Source organism: Vibrio eleionomae, assembly GCF_009874545.1.
GTDB lineage: Bacteria > Pseudomonadota > Gammaproteobacteria > Enterobacterales > Vibrionaceae > Vibrio > Vibrio nitrifigilis.
Window position 1 is genome coordinate 195,287 of the sequence record NZ_WEKT01000003.1, and the last position, 21,579, is coordinate 216,865.

19 protein-coding genes are annotated in these 21,579 nt (G+C 43.8%); 10 read left to right on the plus strand and 9 right to left on the minus strand.

Translation table 11 applies throughout. The features are described from left to right. Positions 1 to 157 precede the first annotated feature (157 nt). Positions 158 to 1,117 carry a transposase gene (locus F9817_RS03155; protein ID WP_161153505.1) on the plus strand — a complete coding sequence of 320 codons (960 nt, stop codon included), beginning with the start codon at positions 158 to 160 and terminating at the stop codon, positions 1,115 to 1,117. Positions 1,118 to 1,338: 221 nt separating this feature from the next. On the opposite strand, the gene fes is transcribed toward F9817_RS03155, so the two are convergent. Together fes and rrtA are read right to left on the minus strand one after the other, a co-directional pair. Beyond that, positions 1,339 to 2,655, minus strand: a complete 1,317-nt coding sequence (gene fes, locus F9817_RS03160) for an enterochelin esterase (RefSeq protein WP_161153506.1) — start codon at positions 2,653 to 2,655, stop codon at positions 1,339 to 1,341. 95 nt (positions 2,656 to 2,750) lie between these two features. After that, entirely contained in the window at positions 2,751 to 3,305 is a 555-nt protein-coding gene (rrtA, locus tag F9817_RS03165) for a rhombosortase (RefSeq protein ID WP_161153507.1), read from the minus strand. Positions 3,306 to 3,308: 3 nt separating this feature from the next. On the opposite strand from rrtA, the gene F9817_RS03170 reads away from it, so the two are divergent. Then, the gene (locus tag F9817_RS03170; protein WP_161153508.1) at positions 3,309 to 3,917 is read left to right on the plus strand and encodes a tRNA-uridine aminocarboxypropyltransferase; all 609 of its coding nucleotides are present in this window, start codon (positions 3,309 to 3,311) and stop codon (positions 3,915 to 3,917) included. A gap of 4 nt (positions 3,918 to 3,921) precedes the next feature. Here F9817_RS03170 and F9817_RS03175 read toward each other — a convergent pair whose 3' ends face one another. The 3 genes from F9817_RS03175 to F9817_RS03185 all read right to left on the minus strand — a co-directional run bounded on the left by F9817_RS03175 (position 3,922) and on the right by F9817_RS03185 (position 7,222). Continuing rightward, entirely contained in the window at positions 3,922 to 5,238 is a 1,317-nt protein-coding gene (locus F9817_RS03175) for an anti-phage deoxyguanosine triphosphatase (RefSeq protein WP_161153509.1), read from the minus strand. A 43-nt stretch (positions 5,239 to 5,281) separates the two neighbouring features. After that, on the minus strand, positions 5,282 to 5,866 hold the full coding sequence (gene yfbR / locus F9817_RS03180; RefSeq protein WP_161153510.1) for a 5'-deoxynucleotidase: 585 nt from the start codon (positions 5,864 to 5,866) through the stop codon (positions 5,282 to 5,284). A gap of 141 nt (positions 5,867 to 6,007) precedes the next feature. Then, positions 6,008 to 7,222 carry a pyridoxal phosphate-dependent aminotransferase gene (locus tag F9817_RS03185; RefSeq protein ID WP_161153511.1) on the minus strand — a complete coding sequence of 405 codons (1,215 nt, stop codon included), beginning with the start codon at positions 7,220 to 7,222 and terminating at the stop codon, positions 6,008 to 6,010. A 219-nt stretch (positions 7,223 to 7,441) separates the two neighbouring features. Between F9817_RS03185 and F9817_RS03190 the strand changes: the two genes are divergently transcribed. The 7 genes from F9817_RS03190 (at position 7,442) to F9817_RS23805 (ending at position 15,091) form a co-directional block, all read left to right on the plus strand. Continuing rightward, on the plus strand, positions 7,442 to 8,746 hold the full coding sequence (locus F9817_RS03190; protein ID WP_161153512.1) for an isochorismate synthase: 1,305 nt from the start codon (positions 7,442 to 7,444) through the stop codon (positions 8,744 to 8,746). Further along, positions 8,743 to 10,458, plus strand: a complete 1,716-nt coding sequence (gene menD / locus F9817_RS03195) for a 2-succinyl-5-enolpyruvyl-6-hydroxy-3-cyclohexene-1-carboxylic-acid synthase (RefSeq protein ID WP_161153513.1) — start codon at positions 8,743 to 8,745, stop codon at positions 10,456 to 10,458. The genes F9817_RS03190 and menD overlap by 4 nt, the downstream gene beginning before the upstream one ends. A 3-nt stretch (positions 10,459 to 10,461) precedes the next feature. Continuing rightward, a complete protein-coding gene (gene menH, locus F9817_RS03200; protein WP_161153514.1) occupies positions 10,462 to 11,247 on the plus strand; it encodes a 2-succinyl-6-hydroxy-2,4-cyclohexadiene-1-carboxylate synthase in 786 nt (261 codons plus the stop codon). A 45-nt stretch (positions 11,248 to 11,292) separates the two neighbouring features. Beyond that, a complete protein-coding gene (menB, locus tag F9817_RS03205; protein ID WP_161153515.1) occupies positions 11,293 to 12,159 on the plus strand; it encodes a 1,4-dihydroxy-2-naphthoyl-CoA synthase in 867 nt (288 codons plus the stop codon). A gap of 244 nt (positions 12,160 to 12,403) precedes the next feature. Then, positions 12,404 to 13,405 (plus strand): o-succinylbenzoate synthase, encoded by a 1,002-nt coding sequence (gene menC, locus F9817_RS03210; protein WP_161153516.1) that lies wholly within the window; start codon positions 12,404 to 12,406, stop codon positions 13,403 to 13,405. After that, a complete protein-coding gene (gene menE / locus F9817_RS03215; RefSeq protein WP_202436323.1) occupies positions 13,378 to 14,799 on the plus strand; it encodes an o-succinylbenzoate--CoA ligase in 1,422 nt (473 codons plus the stop codon). Before menC ends, menE begins: the two co-directional genes overlap by 28 nt. A 106-nt stretch (positions 14,800 to 14,905) precedes the next feature. After that, a complete protein-coding gene (locus F9817_RS23805) occupies positions 14,906 to 15,091 on the plus strand; it encodes a hypothetical protein (RefSeq protein WP_196122672.1) in 186 nt (61 codons plus the stop codon). Here F9817_RS23805 and F9817_RS03220 read toward each other — a convergent pair. From F9817_RS03220 to F9817_RS03230, 3 genes are all read right to left on the minus strand, one after another. Then, the gene (locus F9817_RS03220; RefSeq protein WP_161153518.1) at positions 15,042 to 15,965 is read right to left on the minus strand and encodes a YeiH family protein; all 924 of its coding nucleotides are present in this window, start codon (positions 15,963 to 15,965) and stop codon (positions 15,042 to 15,044) included. The genes F9817_RS23805 and F9817_RS03220 overlap by 50 nt on opposite strands. 418 nt (positions 15,966 to 16,383) lie before the next feature. Beyond that, positions 16,384 to 18,252 (minus strand): MFS transporter, encoded by a 1,869-nt coding sequence (locus F9817_RS03225; RefSeq protein WP_161153519.1) that lies wholly within the window; start codon positions 18,250 to 18,252, stop codon positions 16,384 to 16,386. A 16-nt stretch (positions 18,253 to 18,268) separates the two neighbouring features. Continuing rightward, entirely contained in the window at positions 18,269 to 18,859 is a 591-nt protein-coding gene (locus F9817_RS03230) for a TetR/AcrR family transcriptional regulator (RefSeq protein ID WP_161153520.1), read from the minus strand. A 189-nt stretch (positions 18,860 to 19,048) separates the two neighbouring features. Here F9817_RS03230 and F9817_RS03235 point away from each other — a divergent pair, with 189 nt between their 5' ends. Continuing rightward, positions 19,049 to 19,912: a Tim44 domain-containing protein gene (locus tag F9817_RS03235; protein ID WP_161153521.1), complete on the plus strand. Its 864-nt coding sequence runs from the start codon at positions 19,049 to 19,051 to the stop codon at positions 19,910 to 19,912. Between the two features lie 74 nt (positions 19,913 to 19,986). Here F9817_RS03235 and F9817_RS03240 read toward each other — a convergent pair whose 3' ends face one another. After that, complete coding sequence (locus F9817_RS03240; protein WP_161153522.1) at positions 19,987 to 21,288, minus strand: cation:proton antiporter; 1,302 nt, start codon at positions 21,286 to 21,288, stop codon at positions 19,987 to 19,989. Positions 21,289 to 21,579: the final 291 nt, after the last annotated feature.

Here is a 21,579-nt window from a genome sequence, read left to right on the forward strand (position 1 = left end):
TCATAAGTTGCGGCCTGTTACCATTCTCATCTGCAAGGACAGACAAATTAATTTCGTCTGGTCTTTTTGAATTCTCTCGCAGTTTTATCGCTCACAAGGCAATAGGTTCAGTTTTTGATGTAAAACATTGATATCCCCCTTATCAAGGATATTGATTATGACAACCGCCCGAAAACATACTGTGGATCTTAATATTACGCCTTATTATCACTGTGTTTCTCGCTGCGTTCGTCGCTCATATCTTTGCGGCTTCGATGAGTTTTCTGGCAAAAGTTATGAGCATAGAAGGGCATGGGTTGAACAACGTATTTTACTACTAGCCACAATCTACTGTATTGATGTCTGCGCTTATGCTGTGATGAGTAATCATTACCATTTGGTTGTTCATGTGAACAGAGAAAAAGCAAAGGACCTTTCTGATCATGAGGTTATTGAACGTTGGGGAAAAATTCATAGCTTACACCCTCTGACCGTCAGATATCTGTCTAGGGAACTGATGACGAAATCAGAGAAGAGAGCGGCACAAAAGTTGGTTAATCAGTGGCGAGAACGTTTGTATTCATTGAGTTGGATGATGAAAGATCTCAACATGGATATTGCCAAGCAGGCCAATGTCGAAGATGGTTGTACCGGGCATTTTTGGGAAGGACGATTTAAGTCTCAAGCTTTATTAGATGAGCAAGCATTGTTGGCAGCTATGACTTACGTCGATTTAAACCCTGTACGAGCGAAAATCGCACCAACACCAGAAACGTCCATTCATACATCAATTAAATATCGACTTGATTCAATGGCACTTCATCAGGTTAAACCAAACGAATTATTTCCTTTTTCTGGTAATGAACACCAAGAGAAAAATCAAGGTATTCCGTTTAATTTCAATGAGTATTTGGAATTACTTGATTGTGTTGGTAGGCAACATCGAGATGATGAGAGAGGGAAAATTGATAACACTATGCCCAATATTATGCGGCGAATTCATACCGACAAAAACACATTCTTAGCGATATGTTCAGCAATAGAAGGAAAACGTACTCAGTGGGTTGGATCTCAACATCAACTCAAGCAAGCTAAAGCCCATCTCAAACAGCATCGAATCCACGGAATCTGTTTATAACATCTTCTCTTCGGTGGTTAACTTCTCACTGACATACCACTTCTTCACAACTCGAACCAGATATAAACAAGAAAGTACGTTGAGTTGCTCATGTACCTCAATAAGAAAATGACAATTAACGCTCTTACTTGCTTAATTTATCATGACTGTCCGAATAGGAGCTTATTACTAACTTGACTGTCCTTGTAATAAGCCCTTCAAAATAGCTAATCAGTCAGTAATTAATCTGTGTGTCCTGATAACACGTAATGTAGCCCTTGCATTAATCCACCACGCCAACAGAGGCGTTCATGACCGCCGTCGTAGACAACGTATTTAGTGTGTGATTGACCATGTTGAAGTAGGGCATCGGCAACCTGTTTGTTGAGTTCTACCATACGTTTTTCACGTAACCCAACGTCAAGATAAGAGCGAATCACGGCCTTTTTATCGAGTTCATTTTCAATAAAATCAACAAATTTCGCATCTAATTCTGGTAATGATTCATCTTTGGATGTTTGACGAATTTGTTGGCGATGAGGCCACCAAAATGATCCTGACGAGCTCACTACGCAACCGAAGCGATGAGGCCAATTTAGCGCAGCATACATTGATGTTAAACCACCATAACTTTGCCCAGCAACGACCGTTTTTAGCGGGTCTTTCGTTACTGAATAGTAAGTGTCCACTATCGGCAAAAGCTCTTTTTGAATCGCCTGCCAAAATGCTGGATTGCAGGGAAGATCTTCACCTCGATGGCGTGGGTTGATAGCATCAATCATGACATAGACTGCTGGGGGTAAGTACCCACTATGCGTGTTGTCATCTAGGGCTGAGAATATCGGCAACTCTTCTGCCCAAAAATCCCCATCTTGAAGAATAACCAAAGGAATATCTGATGTTCCTTCTGGTGCTGTGCTGTATAGCCAAACGCGGCGAGATTTTTTCATGCTCTCGGAGTGCCAGTTGAACGTTTCTAAATGTGCCTGTCCTCGTAATTGGCCGCCGCTTTGGTCGAAAGGTTGCCAGCCGGGTTGAGAAGGCGCGTCAGGCATTGAGTAAGGGGAAAATTCTTGGCCCCATGGGCAATGGGGAAGGTTGCGTTTTTGTAGTGGGTCAACAACGGCGAATTGGTGCATGGTTGTTAATAGCCAGCGGCGATGCTGCTGTTTTTGTTCTGCTATGGGGCCTTGGTACGTAGGCTGTAATCCTAACTCAGAAACAGGAACTATTGCATAAGCGCCACGCCATGCGTGGGGTAGCTGACAACAAAAATAGTAAAGGTCAGTCTCTTTATAACGAGTAAATGTATCAGGATTAAAGCTGTGGTGATCGGTAATGCCATGGATATCAACATACACAGCTGCAACATCGTAATCGACTGTGTTACGCCAAATAAAGCAGGCCTCAGATAAATCTTCCGTCATCTTCACCAATAATGGTGTCCCAATTTCAGCAGCAGTTTGCCACCATTGTTCTGATGCAATAGGTAGCGAATTGAGCTCTGGATATTGAGCAATAAAAGTCGGTAAATCTGAAGAGGCTTGGCTAAGTTGCATGAATCTGTCCTTACCACGGATAGCTCGTTAATGACTTGGCAAAGGTTAATCAATTCAGAAAGATAAAGCTAGAATAATAATTATTATCAATTGTATCATTTGATTTCACGATGATTTTGATACCACCACAGCACCATACTAATCAAACATCCCCCACAAAGACCGATGAGGTGTGCTTGTATCGCGACTTGGGCTCCGATGAGTCTGACGGTTTCTTCTGGAGCACCGAATGTCTGCTCCCACGCCACTTTAGCAATGACACCAAAGAATAATAACCAGCTTGACTTGCGTCCTTCTAAGGCTTCTTTTAGCGCCAAACTGACGAACAATCCGTGCAACGTACCAGATAGCCCCACATACCAAGTAAGGGAGGTAAAGAGGAGTAAGGTTCCGACAATGAAGCTAATACTGATCAATAGAACCGCAAGTCTCTTGGCTGAGGGTTTGAAAATAAAGCCAATGAGCCATAAAGCTGCTAAATTCATTTCAAGGTGAGCAAAGTTGGTATGAACGAAGTTTCCTGTTAGGATGCGCCACCACTGGCCGTGCTCTATCGCAGGTAGTGTCCACACCGTGAAGTGAGCCAGTGGCTCATATTGAAGCCCTAGGCAAACAAAACTGATTAACAGCAGCAATAGGTAAAGATTCACATTATGTCCCGATATTGTTCCCAGTGTGGTAAAGCACTTAAAGTCTGTATTTGCTCATCAATTGAGTCGATTCAAACGGATGTTGAGCTTATCATTCTTCAGCATCCGACAGAAGAACATCGTCCTATGGGATCGGCGCGGATTCTATCGCTCTCGTTGCCGAACAGTCAGTGCTTTGTTGGGGAAGATTTTCGTGAGCATCATGAGTTACAGCAACTGTTGAATGAAGATGGCGTGGATCATTATGTGCTTTATCCCAGCGATGTGTCTGTTGTCGCCACTGAGATTATGTCTGTAAGTGGAGACACTAAAAAAACACGTGTCATTTTGCTTGATGGCACGTGGAAAAAAGCATTTAAGATGTGGCAAATTAACACTCAGCTACATCATTTACCCAGTTTGCATTTACCGAAAGAGTTATCAGGCAATTACCGGATTCGTAAGGCGCCGAGTGAGAATGCTCTATCGACAGTAGAAGCGGGATATCATGTTCTTTCGTTGATTGAGCCAGAACGAGATTTCACTCCTTTAGTTCGTGCATTTGAACAAATGATTGATACGCAGATACGCCACATGCCGCCGGGTGTATTTGAACGTAACTATTTGCAGTAATGACCTAACAACTAAACAGCTCTTGGTGTAGGCGCTGCGCATAGCCGTCTGTCATGGCGGCAATGTAATCACACAATACGCGCATGCCATCGCTGTTGGCTGCCTCTGCTTCCAACCATTTTTCTCTGGTGGCGTCTGGAAGAAGACGCTCTGGGTCAGCACTAAGCGCTTCAAAGAGATCCATAATCATTTGTTGCCCCTTGTATTCAAAGCGTTGTACTTGGGGGATATGAATCACATATTGATTGACGAATTTTTTTAAAACCTCAAGGGCGTAGGCCATTTCTGGTGCGAGATAAGCGTTATAAGCGAGCAGTGGGTTTGTGAATTCCCCCGCGACTTCTTCTACGCTAATACTCGTCAGTAAGGCATTAACAATTCCACCTATCGCATCTTTACGAATGTAATGTTTACCAGAAAAAAGCATGTTGGTGAGTTCATCAATTTGGCTGGCAAACCAACTCTCGGGATAGTGACTCAGCGCCAAGTGGGCACTTTCATCCCATTGTGCTCGTGTGACCATACCGAGAACGATGGCGTCTTCGAGATCATGGACACCATAGGCAATATCATCAGCAAGTTCCATTATCGAGCAATCAAGTGATTTGAACTGAGTCTTTCGGTGTTCGTAAGGTGAGTTAGGCGCTTCGCGCATCGTGCCTAATCGCTGTTTATCGTCCGCAGAGAGAGGCTCGCATACCCAATCAAATAACGCTTTATCACAGTCATATAACCCTTTAGCGGGCATCCAATCTCGTGCTTTTAATTGACGGGGGTTAGTAACTGCTTCAGCTTGTTTTTCAGCGCGAGTTTCACTCAATAGCGCAGGGTATTTTAATAAACCTAATAGCGTGCGCCGGGCCAAATTCATCCCGTGATGCTCGGTATAAGGTTCAAGGCTGGTTACGATCCGAAAAGTTTGTGCATTGCCTTCAAACCCACCATGCTCACGCATCATGAAATTTAATGCAATCTCACCACCGTGACCGAAAGGGGGATGCCCTATATCGTGAGCAAGACACAGCGAATCAATCAAGCTATCGGATGGCATTAGCGGGCGAAACTCAGGCTGCTTATTTTTAAGCTGCGCCACAATACCTGTGCCTATTTGAGCAACTTCGAGTGAATGAGTTAAACGAGTGCGGTGGAAGTCGTTCAGGTTGGTGCCGTGAACCTGAGTTTTGGCCTGTAAGCGGCGAAAGGCAGCAGAATGTAAGACTCGGGCGCGATCACGCTGAAATGGGCTGCGATGATCATTACGTCGAATCTTATGTTCGTCGTTATTGCGTTCTTGCCAGCGTTCATCAATTGAAAAAGGCATAAAACCTCCTTTTGCCGCAGATATTATTCGAATTTACAACTGGTTAACTTATTTCGTCCAGTGTTAATTCAAAACTTGGGGCGAATGTGTGGAGAAAATAGTCCATTTCTTCGGTATAACGCTCTTTCAACGTGACATCGAGGCGTTTTTTCGCTAAGGCATATTCTTGGTTACCCGCGCTAAGTTCTTCCAAACATTTCAAATAGGCACATAAGCAATCGGCTTGTTTTACGACCGCGGCTTCAATGGGATCGGCCGCCTCGGCTAACAAAAAGGGGGCAAAATCTTCTTGAAGCTCTTCTGGAAGCATGGCTAAGAGACGTCTTTCTGCCGCAGACTCGATCTTTTTATATTCTTTAGCAATCTCAGGATTGTAGTACTTGACTGGGGTAGGGAGGTCACCAGTGAGCACTTCACTGCTGTCATGATACATGGCTTTAATTGCGATTCTTTCTGGATTGAGATTACCGCCAAATTTTTTATTTTTAATGACCGCAAGTGCATGAGCGACAAAAGCGACTTGCAGACTGTGTTCGGAAATATTTTCACTGGAGACAGAACGCATCAATGGCCAGCGTTGAATCAATTTCATACGAGCAAGGTGAGCAAAAAAATGGCTCTCTTTCATAGCGATTTGACATCCTTTATAAAACACATAGCCACAGTTTACAAAAGACGAACGTATACACCAACCTCAGTATTGAAGAACTGACCATAAAAAAACGGGCGTTAAGCCCGTTTAGAAATTTCAATCAATTGCCAGCAATGATTATTGACGATAAGTGCTTAAGAAACGCTCGAATCGGCTGATGGCAACTTCTAATGTCTCGACATAAGGTAGGGTGACGATACGCACGTGATCTGGTTCTGGCCAGTTAAAACCGGTACCTTGTACCAACAGAACTTTTTCCTGAATTAAGAAATCTTGCACCAGTTTTTGGTCGTCTTTGATGTTAAATTTCTTTTTGTCCAATTTAGGGAATAAATACATAGCCCCTTTCGGTTTGACACAGGAAACCCCCGGGATCTGATTGATCATTTCCCATGCTCGGTCGCGTTGCTCTAGCAAACGGCCGCCAGGGAGGATCAGTTCATTAATGCTTTGGTAGCCACCCAGCGCGGTTTGAATCGCGTGTTGCATCGGTACGTTGGCACATAGACGCATTGACGACAGAATATCAAGGCCAGCCACGTAACCTTTGGCAAGGTGTTTGGGGCCAGTTAAAAACATCCAGCCCGCTCGGAAACCACAAACGCGGTAAGCTTTAGAAAGTCCGTTAAATGTTGCTACAAGTACGTCGTCTGTTAGTGACGCGACGGAAGTATGAGTCGCACCATCATAGAGAATCTTGTCGTAGATTTCGTCGGCAAAAATAATAAGATTGTTTTGTCGAGCGACCTCGATGACCTCTAATAAAAAGTCACGTGAGTAGACCGCACCGGTTGGGTTATTCGGGTTGATAAGGACGATACCACGAGTTTTTTTCGAGATTTTCTTCTTGATATCATCAATATCTGGCATCCAATCTGCTTGTTCATCACAGATGTAATGCACAGCGTTACCGCCAGCCAAAGAGGTTGCTGCAGTCCAAAGAGGATAATCAGGTGCAGGAACAAGCATTTCATCGCCATTATTAAGCAGTGCTTGCATTGCCATCACAATCAATTCAGATACACCATTGCCCACATAAACGTCTTCTACATCGAGATTACGCAGACCTTTTTTCTGGTAGTGCTGAACGACTGCTTTACGCGCTGAGTAAATACCTTTGGAATCACAGTAGCCTTGTGAGGTCGGTAAGTTGCGAATAACGTCAACCAGGATTTCATCAGGGGCATCGAAGCCGAATGGGGCGGGATTTCCGATATTTAGCTTCAGAATTTTATTCCCCTCTTCCTCCATGCGCTTAGCATGTTTGAGTACTGGACCCCTAATGTCGTAGCAGACATTATCGAGTTTTGACGACATCTCGATATTTTGCATTGTCTTAATCCTGATTGTGAAATTTTTGTATTACCAACCTACACTAAATAGCTATTTTTTAGAATAAAAATCTGAAAAATTATTGTTATTGATAAGTAACCAAAATTGAGCTGGAACAATCAAGGGGGAAAAAGATGTTGTACAACCTTGATTTCAGTGTGCTCTCTCAATAGAGTAGCTCAACTGAAACACCGAATCCCTTGTTCTCCCGAGGTTGCTTTGCCTAACTTTCACCAATTTATTCATCAGCTAATTACCCGTATTCAGCAAGCGAAAGAATACGATGTTCGTATTGAACTGCCATTAGATACTGCCCCTGAATGGTCATTGATTGATTGGCTTGATGCTCAGCCTATTTACCCGAAATTTTATTGGCAGTCACGCGACGCTAGTGAAGAGGTAGTGGCATTAGGGGCATTGGCAACATTTACTGAGCCAACGCCAGCCTATGCGATTTTGGGAGAGCAGCAACGAGTATGGGGTGGCCGTTCATTTGATGGGCGCACTAATAAAAATCGCCGTTGTATGTCAGCCCTCTTCTTTTTGCCACAGATTGAAGTGATCCGTCGGCAAAATGGGTGGTTCTTGGCTGTTAATATCAATAATGACGTTGAAAAGGTGGTTAAGTCACTACAAAGTTTAGTGATGAAGGACATTGAGCAGCAGAAAATTAATACTGAGATTGTTGATGTCACGCATTCTCCAACCGAAGAACAATGGGCGTCTTTAATTGATGATGTGCTTTGCGGTATCGATAAAAATGCGTTTAAGAAAGTCGTATTAGCGCGTGAAACTCGTTTAGCCTTGTCTAACCATCTAAGTGCAGCTCAGTTATTGAACGCCAGCAAAGCGGCGAATCACCATAGTTTTCACTTTATGTTGGTGTTGGACGATAAACACAGCTTTATGGGGTCGACACCTGAACGTTTATATCAACGTTCAGGCAATCAACTCTATACCGAAGCGTTAGCTGGTACGATTGGCCGAGGTCAAGATCGGACAGAAGACGAGCAATTATCAGCTTGGCTATTAAATGATGAAAAGAACGTAAATGAAAACCAATATGTAGTGGATGATATAGTCGATCGCATTACGCCATTAGCGAATAAGATTGAGGTGGAAGAGAAAGTCTCATTGGTGAAATTGCGCAAAGTTCAACATTTACGTCGTAAGATCGCCGCCACACTCAACACAGATATGCAGGCACAATTGCTTGACGCATTACAACCAACGGCAGCTGTTGCTGGCTTACCACGTAAAGAAGCGTATGATTTTATACTAGAAAAAGAGCCGTTTATTCGCGGTTGGTATGCAGGCTCTATGGGGTATTTTAGCCTAGATAGTGCCGAGTTTTGTGTCGCGATACGCAGCGCTTTGGTATTAGAGAATGAAGTTCGCCTATTCGCTGGGGCGGGTATTGTTCCTGGATCGATCGCTGAGCATGAATGGCAAGAATTAAACAAAAAAATGTCTACATTAAAAAGTCTTATTGAGCAAAGCCAGCCGCTAGAGGTGGCAGTATGAGCCACGATCAAGCGGTACTTAACCGAATTTGGAGCCGAACTCTTTTAGCTGAGTTCGCGCGTTTAGGGGTCAAGCATGTATGCGCTGCTCCTGGGTCACGTTCTACGCCGCTAACATTAGAGGCCGACCAAAATAGCCAATTTACTCTGCATACTCACTTTGATGAGCGTGGACTGGGTTTTATGGCGCTGGGGCTAGCAAAAGCGAGTCAAGAACCGGTCATTGTTATTGTGACATCCGGAACTGCTGTAGCGAACTTATTGCCTGCGATTGCTGAATCGAAATTAACTGGCGAGCAGCTGATCATTTTGAGCTCGGATCGACCGGTTGAGCTGGTGGATTGCGGCGCTAATCAAGCAATTAACCAAGTCGGCATTTACTCGTCACATGTGAATCATAGCTTAAACTTACCGTCACCGAATACTCAGGTGCCTTTGGCCTGGTTGTTAACCTCGATTGATAATGCTTATTTTCAGCAGCAACAAACGGGTGGCAGTATCCATATTAACTGCCCATATCCAGAGCCGCTTTACTCAAATTGTAGCGATGAGCTTTACCAAGATTATTTAGCGCCGCTGCAAGATTGGACTCAATCATCCGCCCCATACTGTGAACGTTATGTTGATAATGCATTGATGGTTCCACAAACCTTGCCTTGGTTAGAGAAAAAAGGTGTCGTTATTATTGGTGCTGTTGAATTGAACGAAGCGCAAGCCGCTAAGCAATTTGCTGATGAATTAGGTTGGCCTTGCTTGTGCGATCCACAATCAGGGGTTGGCTCTGAATGGGCTTTTTTCGATATTTGGTTGCAAAATCAGTGTGCTACAGACAAACTAAGCGAATGTGAGCATATTGTGCAATTTGGTGCACGTATTGTGTCTAAGCGATTGAATCAATGGCTCAGTCAACAGGTGCAGTCACATAAAGTGGGTTACGACTATATTTCGAGCCAAGCTGAACGCCAAAATCAAACGCATCTTCCACAGCATCATTGGGTGTGTGACATTGCTCAGTGGGTTGAGCAGCGGTTGAACCAACGCTCCCTATTTGAGCATCAGAATGCAGGGTGGGGCGATGAGCTTAAACGTTATTCAATGCACTGTCGTGAACTCTCAGCTTTACATCTAAATAGTGACAAAGTAAGCGAAGTGGCTATCGCACTAGATTTAAACCGTAAGCATACTTCACATACGCTCTTTTTAGGTAATAGCTTGGTGATTCGCCTAGCCGATATGTTCAGTGATTTACCAGGGGTACCTGTTTATGCTAACCGTGGCGCTTCTGGGATCGATGGCTTGGTCGCTACAGCAGCCGGTGTGCAGCGAGCGACGCAACAGCCGCTCTTAATGCTTATTGGTGATACGTCATTATTGTATGATCTTAATTCACTCGCGATGATGCGTCATACTCAGCAACCAACGGTTATCGTTGTCACTAATAATGACGGTGGCGCTATTTTTGATTTGTTGCCTGTACCAGCAGAAAAACGGCAAAAATTATATCAAATGCCGCATGGTATGGATTTCTCTCATGCTGCGGCGCAGTTTGGTTTAGCTTACTTGTGTCCAGAAACTGTTACCGCTTATCAAACAGCAGTCGATACCCACTTAAGTTCAGGGCGCGGTACGTTACTGATTGAAATAAAGAGCCAACCAGAAGAAGCATCGCAACATATCAAGCAGTTGGTTGGTCAAATTAAACAGTTAGGATAATTCATGCTCAGTAGCTGCTGTTCTCAGACATCTTTTTCATCGCAACAGCCGGTATTGGTCTTTTTGCATGGTCTACTCGGCAGTGGCTCTGATTGGCAACCGGTATTGGAACACATTGATTTACCATGGATAACGGTTGATCTGCCGGGGCATGGACTTAGTAAATCGGTCTCTTGTTCAGGATTTGAGGATTGTTGCAAGATGGTCGCTCAGGTTGTAATGGCACAACTAGGGGCCGAGACGCCATGCTACATCGTTGGCTATTCATTAGGGGCGCGAATCGCCATGGTAGCAGCTGCAAGCGGCGCTTTTTCAGAGCTTAACGTTAAAGGTTGGCTCATCGAAGGCGGCAATTTTGGCCTTATTGATGAAGAGGCCAAACAGGCTCGTTGGGTGAATGATACGAACTGGGCGGCGCGTTTTGAGCAAGAGCCTCTTGAACAGGTTTTAAGCGATTGGTATCAGCAACTGGTGTTTAGTTCGCTAAACCATGAGCAAAGACAAATAATGATCACAAAACGTAGTGATAATCTTGGTAACAAGGTAGCAGAAATGTTGCGTGCAACGTCTTTAGCGAAGCAGCCTTATCTGTTATCAACCTTAAAGACGCTCACTTTACCTATGCATTATCTCTGCGGGGAGCGCGATGCTAAGTTTCGCCAATTAGCTCAACAAAGTGGCTTGCAATACAGCCAAATAGCGCAGGCGGGACATAATGTTCATCAGGAGCAGCCTTTGGCATATGCTGCTGAACTTCAACAATTTATTCGTCAACATTGTGGCAGTTAATTTTATTGAGCGATAATGTTGGCCACAACAACAATGGGAATCACCATGGCTAAAACGGTAGGCATTTCAGAAGAAGAGCTTTACGCACCAGTTGTTTGGAAAGACTGTAGCGCAAGCTACGAAGATATTCACTACGAAAAATCAGAAGATGGTATTGCACGTATCACCATCGCGCGTCCGCAAGTGCGTAACGCGTTCCGCCCTCAAACAGTGAAGGAGATGATCAATGCATTGGCCGATGCTCGTTACGATGAAGCTGTTGGAGTGATCATTCTGACGGGTCTTGGCGAAGATGCATTCTGTTCTGGCGGTGACCAGAAAATCCGTGGTGATTACGGCGGTTACAAAGATGAAACAGGGACTCACCACCTGAACGTATTGGACTTTCAACGTCAAATCCGCACTTGTCCAAAACCTGTTATTGCTCAAGTTGCTGGTTGGGCTGTTGGCGGCGGCCACGTACTGCACATGATGTGTGATCTTACGATTGCTGCTGAAAACGCTCAATTTGGTCAAACTGGCCCTAAAGTTGGCTCATTTGACGGCGGTTGGGGGGCGTCTTACATGGCTCGTATCGTAGGCCAAAAGAAAGCGCGTGAAATCTGGTTCCTTTGCCGTTTCTACGATGCTCAAGAAGCATTGGATATGGGCTTAGTGAATACGGTTGTGCCGCTTGCTGATCTTGAAAAAGAAACAGTTCGTTGGTGTCGTGAAGTGCTACAACACAGCCCAATGGCACTACGTTGTCTAAAAGCAGCATTGAACGCAGACTGTGACGGTCAAGCGGGGCTTCAAGAGTTGGCAGGTAACGCAACTATGCTGTTCTACATGACTGACGAAGGTCAAGAAGGTCGCAACTCGTTTAACGAAAAACGTCGTCCAGACTTCAGCAAATTCCCTCGTAACCCATAGAGAGAATTGACCTCATTATTTAAATGGGGCCGCAATGACGGTGGGGAAGCCTTGTCCCCACTGTTTTATCAAGTGATGATATGTCGCTGAGTTAGACCAAGGTGTCATTTACGCCAGCTCATCGACATCTCATTATTTAAGGCAAGCAGCCGTTAGTTAATCGCTGCTGTCTCGCATTAAGTATTTGATTCGTAATTTACTCGTACTTAATGAACTTTGACTTACCCAATGTATTAGGATTGATATGCGCAGCGCAAAACTGTATCGCTACACCCTGCCAATGGACAGTGGTGTGATTCTTCGTGACAACAGACTAAAAGAACGTGAAGGTTTCATTGTTGAATTATGCGAGCAGGGGAATATTGGCCGCGGTGAGATCGCGCCATTACCCGGCTTTAGCCAAGAAGGCGTTGAAGAAGCTGGAGCATTAGCGAAGGAACAGCTCGAACTTTGGCTACAAGGGGAAGCACTCGATTATGATGCTCTGTTCCCATCTGTTGCTTTTGGGCTTTCTATGGCAGAGCTCGAACTCGCGGGTGAATTGCCACTAGAAGGTAATTACCAAGCTGCGCCTTTATGTACTGGCGATCCTGATGATCTTCTTCCTGCATTAAATGCAATGACAGGTGAGAAAGTGGCAAAAGTGAAGGTGGGGCTTTACGAACCTATCCGGGATGGAATGTTGGTGAATTTATTCTTAGAGTCGATGCCTGATCTTAAGTTGCGTTTGGACGCCAATCGCTCTTGGACCAAAGAAAAAGCAGAAAAATTTGCGCAATATATTGCGCCGTCAATGCGCCATCGAATCACGTTTCTCGAAGAGCCGTGTCGTTCTCCTTCTGATAGTATCTCGTTTGCGATTGATACGGGGATTTCCATCGCTTGGGATGAAACGCTGCAAGAATCTGTGCGTAACCCTGAGTTTCGTTTGGGGGATTTGATGGGCGGTAAGGCGATTATTATTAAGCCAACGTTAATAGGCTCTGTGCAGCGTTGTATCGACTTGATCAACACGGCAAAAGAAGCAAAACTGCAAACCGTGATCAGTTCCAGTATCGAATCAAGCCTCGGATTAAATCAACTTGCCCGTTTAGCTCATTGGCAACTACCTAACGAAGTACCTGGATTGGATACAATCGGGTTATTTGCTGAACAGTTAGAAGTGTCATGGCCGGGTTGTTCCTTACCTGTGGCCGAGTTAAATAGTCAAACTATCGTATGGCAAGCGGAGTCTCAGTCGCTATGACGCCTTGGCAACAGTGGTGTCAGCAAGCGCCAAATCGAGTTGCACTGCAAAGTTCAGAGCAAACACTAACTTGGCAAATGCTGTGCGATCAGGTAAATCAGTACGCTTCACAGTTAACGGCTCAGGGAATTCGTTCTGGCGATGTTTTAACTATCGTCGGTAAGAACCATCCTTCAACACTGATGATATTTTTAGCGGCACACCAAGTTGGCGCGATCTGCGCGCTGACGATGCCACAACCCGTTGCCCAACTGCAGCCTAAACTGGATACCTTATATAAAGCAGGCCAATCAGCATGGGTATGGTTAGCACCCTCTGCGCAAGTATCTCGTAAAGAAATCGTGGCTTTAGAACGTGATGTGTCGGTCATCGAATTAGTTGCAAAAGATGAGAGTGGTGGTCCAGAAGATCATTACGATATCAATAACCTAGCAAGTCTGATCTTTACCTCAGGTTCCACAGGAACGCCTAAAGCTGTGGCGCATACTCACCAGCAGCACTTTGCTTCTGCTCAGGGATTATTAGAGTGGTTTACCTTCTCTGAACAGGACAGTTGGTTACTTAGCTTACCTATGTATCATGTTTCGGGCTTATCGATCATCTATCGATGGTTAGTAGCAGGGGCGTGCTTAAAACTTGGTAATGGCGATTTACTCTCTGATATTCATGGTGTGAGCCACGCATCGCTTGTTCCAGTGCAGTTAAAGCGTCTTCTCGACAGTCGTCAACCTTTGACATTAACCCATGTGCTATTAGGGGGAAGTCATATTCCTCAAGAACTTGGTATGCAAGCGGCGCAGCTCGGTATTGAAACTTGGCTGGGCTATGGCATGACAGAAGCTGCGTCGACAATGACTGCTCGTAAAGTAGAAAGTGGTGAAGGTGTCGGCCGCATTATTCCCAATCGCGCACTTGAAGTTCGAGGGGAACGCATTTTTATTGGTGGTCAGACGCTAGCCTCGGGTTACTACCGTCAGGGATATCTGGTGTCTATCACAGACGATTCGGGCTGGTTTGACAGTAAAGATCTCGGTTATTGGCAAGGGGAAGAATTAGTGGTCATCGGGCGTGCAGATAACCTATTTATATCCGGTGGAGAGAATATTCACTGTGAAGAAATAGAAGCCGTATTAAATGCACATCCGCACGTTCAGACGGCAATGGTCGTTCCTGTTGAGGATGATGAATACGGACATCGCCCCGTTGCTGTATTGCAAGGTTGCAGAACTATAGACAAAGCAAGCTGGGATCACTGGTGCCAAGAGAAACTAGAGAAATTTAAATGGCCAATTGCGTATTACGTGATGCCGGAAGTATTGACTCAAACGGGGATTAAAGTGTCTCGTAAAGCCCTGTGCCAGTGGGTTGATGAGCAACGCAAAACCAATTCTTAGACTTTTTTTAACAGAAAAGTTATGAGATAGATGAAAACAGAATTTTCTCTTCTTATAACCTCAACGCATAATAATCCTAGATATCAGTGAATTTAGGATAAAGACTGTGTTAGCGAAAATTCTGTTAGTTGTTACGATTGTTCTTCAATTAGTTGTAGCCATCACACAGCAAGGATGGCTACGTTCCGTGTCTGAGCTCTCTGCATTCCTGCTGGTGGCGACTTTGGCTTATCTATTCCAAATTAAAGCGGGTGAGTTAAAAGCCAAGCAAGAGACGAGCAAGATATTGTAATCCACAATGATACGCCGAAGATAAATGGCTTAGGGCCAGATTGTTTAAGGCGACCAATCGATATACCACATCCAATTAAGTACAAGCACACCACCAATAGTTGTTTCGATACCATAAAAATTCCATGGTAGAAAACTTGCCACTGTGGCAGGAGATCGGTAATCGCTATCGCCAAGCAATAAAACAAAATGAAGTAAGGGATCGAGATTTTTTTCGATTCACTACGAAATAAAAAAGCACTAAAGAAAGCCACAGGAATGATCCATAAGGCTCGCGCCAGTTTGAGCGTTGTTGCTGTTTTCAGCGCTTCAGTCCCATAGGCCGACGCAGCACCAACGACTGATGATGTATCATGAATTGCAATCGCAGCCCATGTCCCAAAAGTTTGTTGGTTAAGTCCGACTAAATGCCCAATCATCGGAAAGACAAACAGCGCCACCGAATTTAAAACGAATACAGTCCCTAGCGCTAAGCCTATTTGGTCATCATCTGCCTCAATAGCTGGGGCTACCGCTGCTATCGCACTCCCACCACAAATTGCCGTACCGGATGCAATTAGGTGTCCTGTTTTACTATTTAGTCCAATGACTTTTGCCACCATCGATCCAATCACTAACGTACCGATAATTGTGAAAATAACGATGCCAATGCCATGGCTGGTCACGCTTAAGGCTTGCTGGAGCGGAATACCAAACCCCAATCCGATAATGGAGTAAGAAAGCAGCTTCTTGGTCATTTTAGTAATGGCAAGTCCTTCTGGAATTAACCCCAGTGAGGAGATAAAAAAACCAAGCACGAGAGCAGTAGGAGACGTCAATACGGGAGTAAGACAGAGTAAAAGCCCTGCCCAAAAGAGAATATGCTTAAGTTTCATAAATCAGGCCAAAAAGTAATAACGAGTGAGACGCCATTGTAACGTAAGTCACACTGTCAAAAAGTCTTAATGTTTTGAACAAGTGTTCAGTAAAATTGAACGTAAAGGTAAAAGCAATGCATTACAAAGTGTTACCTTAAAATTTAACAGGACAGACAGCATAAAAAGGACGGAGTTTTAAAAGGGCAGGCAATGTACAACACACTTCTTTCGTTATTTTTATCAGGACAGACAGTTTAATTAGATAGCTTAATCAGGGCGAATTAGAACGGTGATAGTATTAATCATTCATAGTTACGGTGAGTGATTAGGGCTGTCTGGGGAAGGAAATAACCGAAGTGACTATTCAAGATAAAAAGATTACAGAGTGAGGGAAGTGGTGTCACAAGCGCTCACTCATTTTGCATCAATCTTCTGTTTATTCTGCCGCGCCGCGCAAATTAGTGAGGGCAAGTTGAAGCTTCTCGATATTGGCGTGTTCTGGCGCGATAGGTTCACCAACTTCTATGGCAACTTTTGCTAACCAGCATGAAGGCACACCTTTACAGGCTCGTCCTTTGTACCGGCTAAAATAACTCCCCCATAGCCCTTTTAAAGCGATCGGGATGACTGGTGCCTTACAACGGCTCAGAATGATATCTAATCCGCGCATGAAGGGTTGTATGTTTCCATCTGGTGTGAGGCGACCTTCTGGAAATATACAGACGAGTTCACCATTTTTTAAAGCTTGTTCTACTTCGCCAAATGCGCGGCGAATGGTGCTTCCACGGCGTGCATTAATTGGAATCACGCCAGCGCGGCGTAGGAATCCAGCAACAACAGGGAAGTTCGCATAATCTTCTTCCATCACAAAACGAATAAGGCGATTTGAGGCTGCACTGAGAAGTAATGCGTCCATATAACTGACATGGTTACAAATTAATAAAGCGCCGCCTTCTTGCGGAAGCTGTTCTAGATTCTTTTCTCGTACTCGGTAGAGGGTTCTCGTCATCAACCAGACAAATAACCGCGTTACATGCACAGGAAACTGATACAACAGAGCGATGGAAACAATAAGATTAAAAATGGCTAATAAGCCGAACAATTGTGGGATAGAAAGATGAATAACACTTAATGCGACGATCCCTAAAATGGCGCTTAATACCATAAATAGTGAATTGTAGATGTTGAGGGCTGCAATCACTTGAGCACGCTCGTTTACTTTGGCTTTTTGTTGCATTAGAGCATAGAGAGGCACAATAAACATTCCTCCGCTCATCCCGAGTAGAAATAGATATCCAAAGGTAGGCCATAACACGCTAGCGCTAACAAAACGGATGAAGTTTGCGTAATTAGGTAAGGCCTCCGGAATCTGTGTGGCAAAAAGATAGCCAAATAAAGTGATCGCAAAACCGCTAAGAGGAATCAACCCAAGTTCGATACGATGCTTGGTTAATCGATCGTACAGCAAAGATCCTAAAGCGATACCTACTGAGAATAGTGCGAGCAAAAATGAAACGGCGGTCTCACTGCCATGCAGATATTGATGGGTAAAGTTTGGAAATTGGGTTAGATAGGAAGCCCCTAAAAACCAAAACCAGCTTATGGCTAAAATGGAGCGATAAATGGTGCGATTACTTTTCGCAATCGTAAGGGTACGCTTAGTGTGGGCAATAGGTCGCCAACGAAAACGCAGTTCAGGTGCACTGGCTGGTGCTTGAGGAATCCAGCGGCTAGCCAAATAACCCAGAAAGGCAAATATGACGACGGCTCCAGCGGCTATCTCTGCGGAGAAATCAAGCGAGGCGATGATCCCTGCACCAATCGTACCTAATAAAATCGCCATAAATGTCCCTGTCTCGACGAGCGCATTTCCTGGAACTAATTCACTTGGCTTTAATTGCTGAGGGAGTAAGGCATATTTTACTGGACCAAAGATGGCTGATTGAGTGCCCATCAAAAAAAGAATCAGTAATAATACGCCATAACTGTGGGTCACAAATCCAATGGCTCCCAATAGCATTATCGCTATTTCCAATAGTTTGACTTTACGGATAAAGGCGGACTTTTCATATTTGTCTGCAAGGAGCCCTGCTGAGGCAGAAAAAAGAAAAAAAGGGAGAATGAATAAGCCAGCAGCAAGATTAATAAATAAGTTACTTGAAACGGGGAGTGATTCTGCACCAGCAAAGGCAACAAAAAGTAGTAACACGTTTTTAAAAATATTATCGTTAAAAGCGCCGAAAAACTGGGTGACAAAATAAGGGAAGAAGCGCCGTTGAAATAGCAGTGAAGAAGATTTTGTCATGCCAGTTCCTTTGGGCTTACCAGTTAGTCAGATAGTGGGACAATAAGTTTTCTATCAATTCTTTACCATCGATCGGCTCTGCAGCGAAAAATTTGTCATCGACACTAAGTAGCGTGATGCCGTGAACGCCTGACCATAATACGCGGCTTGCTTGTAATACCTCGTAATCTGTCCGTTGGGGGGCAATCACTTTAAGTAATGTCTCCAACATAGTTGTCATATTATCGATGCGGTCTTGTTGCCATTCTGGCAATACTTCACCATTCATATTGTGCTCAAAGATGAGCTGCCAACGAAATGGGTTAGCTTGAGCAAAATCGTGATAACAATAAGCTAATTGATATAGAGCCTGTTCCGGATCTTTACATTGGCTTACTACATCTTTCGCTTGAGTGGAAAGGTTATCCAGTGTCTTCGCTACCACATGCAATAGTAACAAATTGTAATTGCCAAACACGTTGACAAGCGTACTCGGAACATAACCAATCATGCCTGCAATCTTGCGTAAGCTAAGATCGTGATAAGAATGCTCTTCTAAAAAGCCATTTACGGCGTCGAGGGTCAGATTAATCAACTCTTCCCTTGTATGATCGTTTCTTCTTGCCATGCGAAATAGTAAAATTATGTACAATGTTCAATATTTTAATGGTGTGCTACCTGAGCGTCAACATATCTGCCTGCAATATTCTGATACAAGTCCATAACATGAAAAGATTTTCATGTTTACTCAGAGCCGCTATCATTTCATTGTTAGAAAAAGTCTGGTTTGAGCCAGTTCATTTAAAAAAGGAAGTCTATGAAACGTTTTTTCTCATTCGTTGCCCTACTGATGGTATCCGTGATGGTTGTTCCTCACGCGGATGCGAAGAAGTTTGGTGGCGGCGGTTCGTTTGGTAAAAGTTTCAAAACTGCACCATCACCGAAATATTCAAACAACAGCACAACAACTAAAAATCAAACAGCAGCAACCCCTAATAATAATCGTAAAGGTTTAATGGGTGGGTTACTTGGCGGTTTATTAGCTGGCGGCCTGTTAGCAGCTTTCTTTGGCGGGGCCTTTGAAGGTATCCAATTTATGGATATTTTAATTATTGGTCTTATTGCGTTCTTCATTTTCCGTTTACTGCGTGGAGTCTTGGCTTCTAAGCAAGCAAGTATGAACCAGCAGCAACCGGCATTTGGCGGCGCGAATCGTAACCAGTATGAACAGCCAAATGTGCATAATTTCGAACAGCCACAAAATGCGGGTGGATTCGGTACTCAAGCACACAGCGATGTGCCACATAATTATCCCCCAGGTTTTGATCAAGCAGGTTTTGTTAATGGTGCTCGTGAGCATTACCGCGTGATACAAGGCGCATGGAACTTTAATCAGCTTGACAAGATTCATGAGTATGTTTCAGAAAGCTTATTTGAAGATTTAAAAAATGAACGAGCGAAGCTTCATGGTGAGCAGCATACCGATGTGATGTATGTTGACGCGGAAATCGTACGCTGTGATTACGATGCGCAAAAAGCGCAGCTAAGTTTACAGTTTTCGGGACGTTACCGCGATGCCGTTGAAGGTGTTGAAGAAGATATTGAAGACATCTGGCACTTAGAGCGCGATTTAACCGTGCCAAATGCACCTTGGTTAATTGTTGGTATTCAAAACAGTTAATCAGTAGATGTGATAAACGAAAGGCCCAGTCTTTGACTGGGCCTTATTATTTTGCAGCAACTAAAAGAGTCAATTTAAGCGTGAGACTCTTTGGTTGTTGCTGATTGTGCGTCAATTTTCTTTGCTTTTGAGATCATGGGTGTAATGGTTGAACCTTGCACAATGATAGAGAACAGTACAACGGCATAAGTCATTAATACGATAATCTCTTTTAGTTCAACATGAGCAAATGGCGTTTGGATACCTGAAGGTATTGCCATCGCCATTGCGAGAGCTAAACCACCGCGTAAGCCGCCCCATGTTAAAATTTTCACGGATTCTGAGTTGTAACTCCGGAAACGATTAAAACAAACATAGGAAAGGCGAACACTAAGAAAACGACCGCAAAGAACCAAAGGAATAGCAATCATAACGGCGACAAGGTCGACTCTGTGGAAAGTAAATGTCACCATAATTAGGCCGATAAGTAGGAACAAAATCGCATTTAAGAATTCATCCGCTAATTCCCAAAAGTGACTTAACTGGAAAGATTCTTCTTCAGTCATGATAGTGCGGGTGATATTACCGACAATAATGCCTGCCACAACCATCGCTAGGGGGCCGGATACGCCTATATGTTCCGCCATGACATAACCTGCTGTAGGAACTAGCATGGTTAAAATAATACGCATTAAGCTATCGTGAGCTGTTTTAATCAAGAAGTGGAATAGAGCACCTAACACTGCACCAAAGAGTACACCGCCAATAGCTTCGTGAGCGAAAAGTTCAATAGTGCCACCAATAGTCGGCGTATCCGAACTAAAAGCAATTTGGAAAATAGTGACGAATACGACGAGGCCAACGCCGTCATTAAATAATGACTCCCCTTCAATCTGAGTCGAGATTCGTTGTGGCGCTTTCATTTTCTTGACTATCGCAAGTACAGCAATTGGGTCGGTTGGTGAGATTAATGCACCAAATAGGCAGCAATAGATAAAATCAATGTTGATACCTATTTCACCAAAGATAAACCAAAGAGCGCCACCGATAAAGAAAGTAGAGAATAGTGTGCCCGCTAATGCAAGAAATGCAATTTCGAACTTTTGGTCTTTGAGGTGGTTAAGGTTGATGTTTAACGCGCCGCCAAACAGTAAGAAACCAAGAACGCCTTTTAATAGAAAATCGTCAAATTGAATGTTATTCAACATATTAACGATAGGTTGTTCATTTCCAACCGAAAGTAACCCTGTGTAACTCAGTGTTAGAAGCACAGCAGAAATAAGAACTGACCAACCAGTGATTGCGATCGTAGTTTGGAATCGACCGAATCGATGGTTTATCAAGGAGATGATGATAGCGACAGCGGCAATCATACAAACTGTGTCATAGACAGACATAGAAAGGTTCCTTGTGAAGTACGTTAAGAGAGTTCTCTCAACATCTATGAAAAGGAAATAAGGCCTACTTCGGGTGAGAGAGCTAGAGGACGGCTAATCTTGCCGAAAAAAAGGTAATTTTGCTATGGTTGGATGGGTAAAAAAGGTACGTTTTCCGGTTAAATAAGCAAAAAAAAACTAAAATCTAATTTTTATATACTTAATAGTTATGTAAAAATTATTTTTGATAAGTTAAATTCATAAAGTGCACTGTCTCAATTTACATGCTGTGATCCTGACCAATAAGAATAG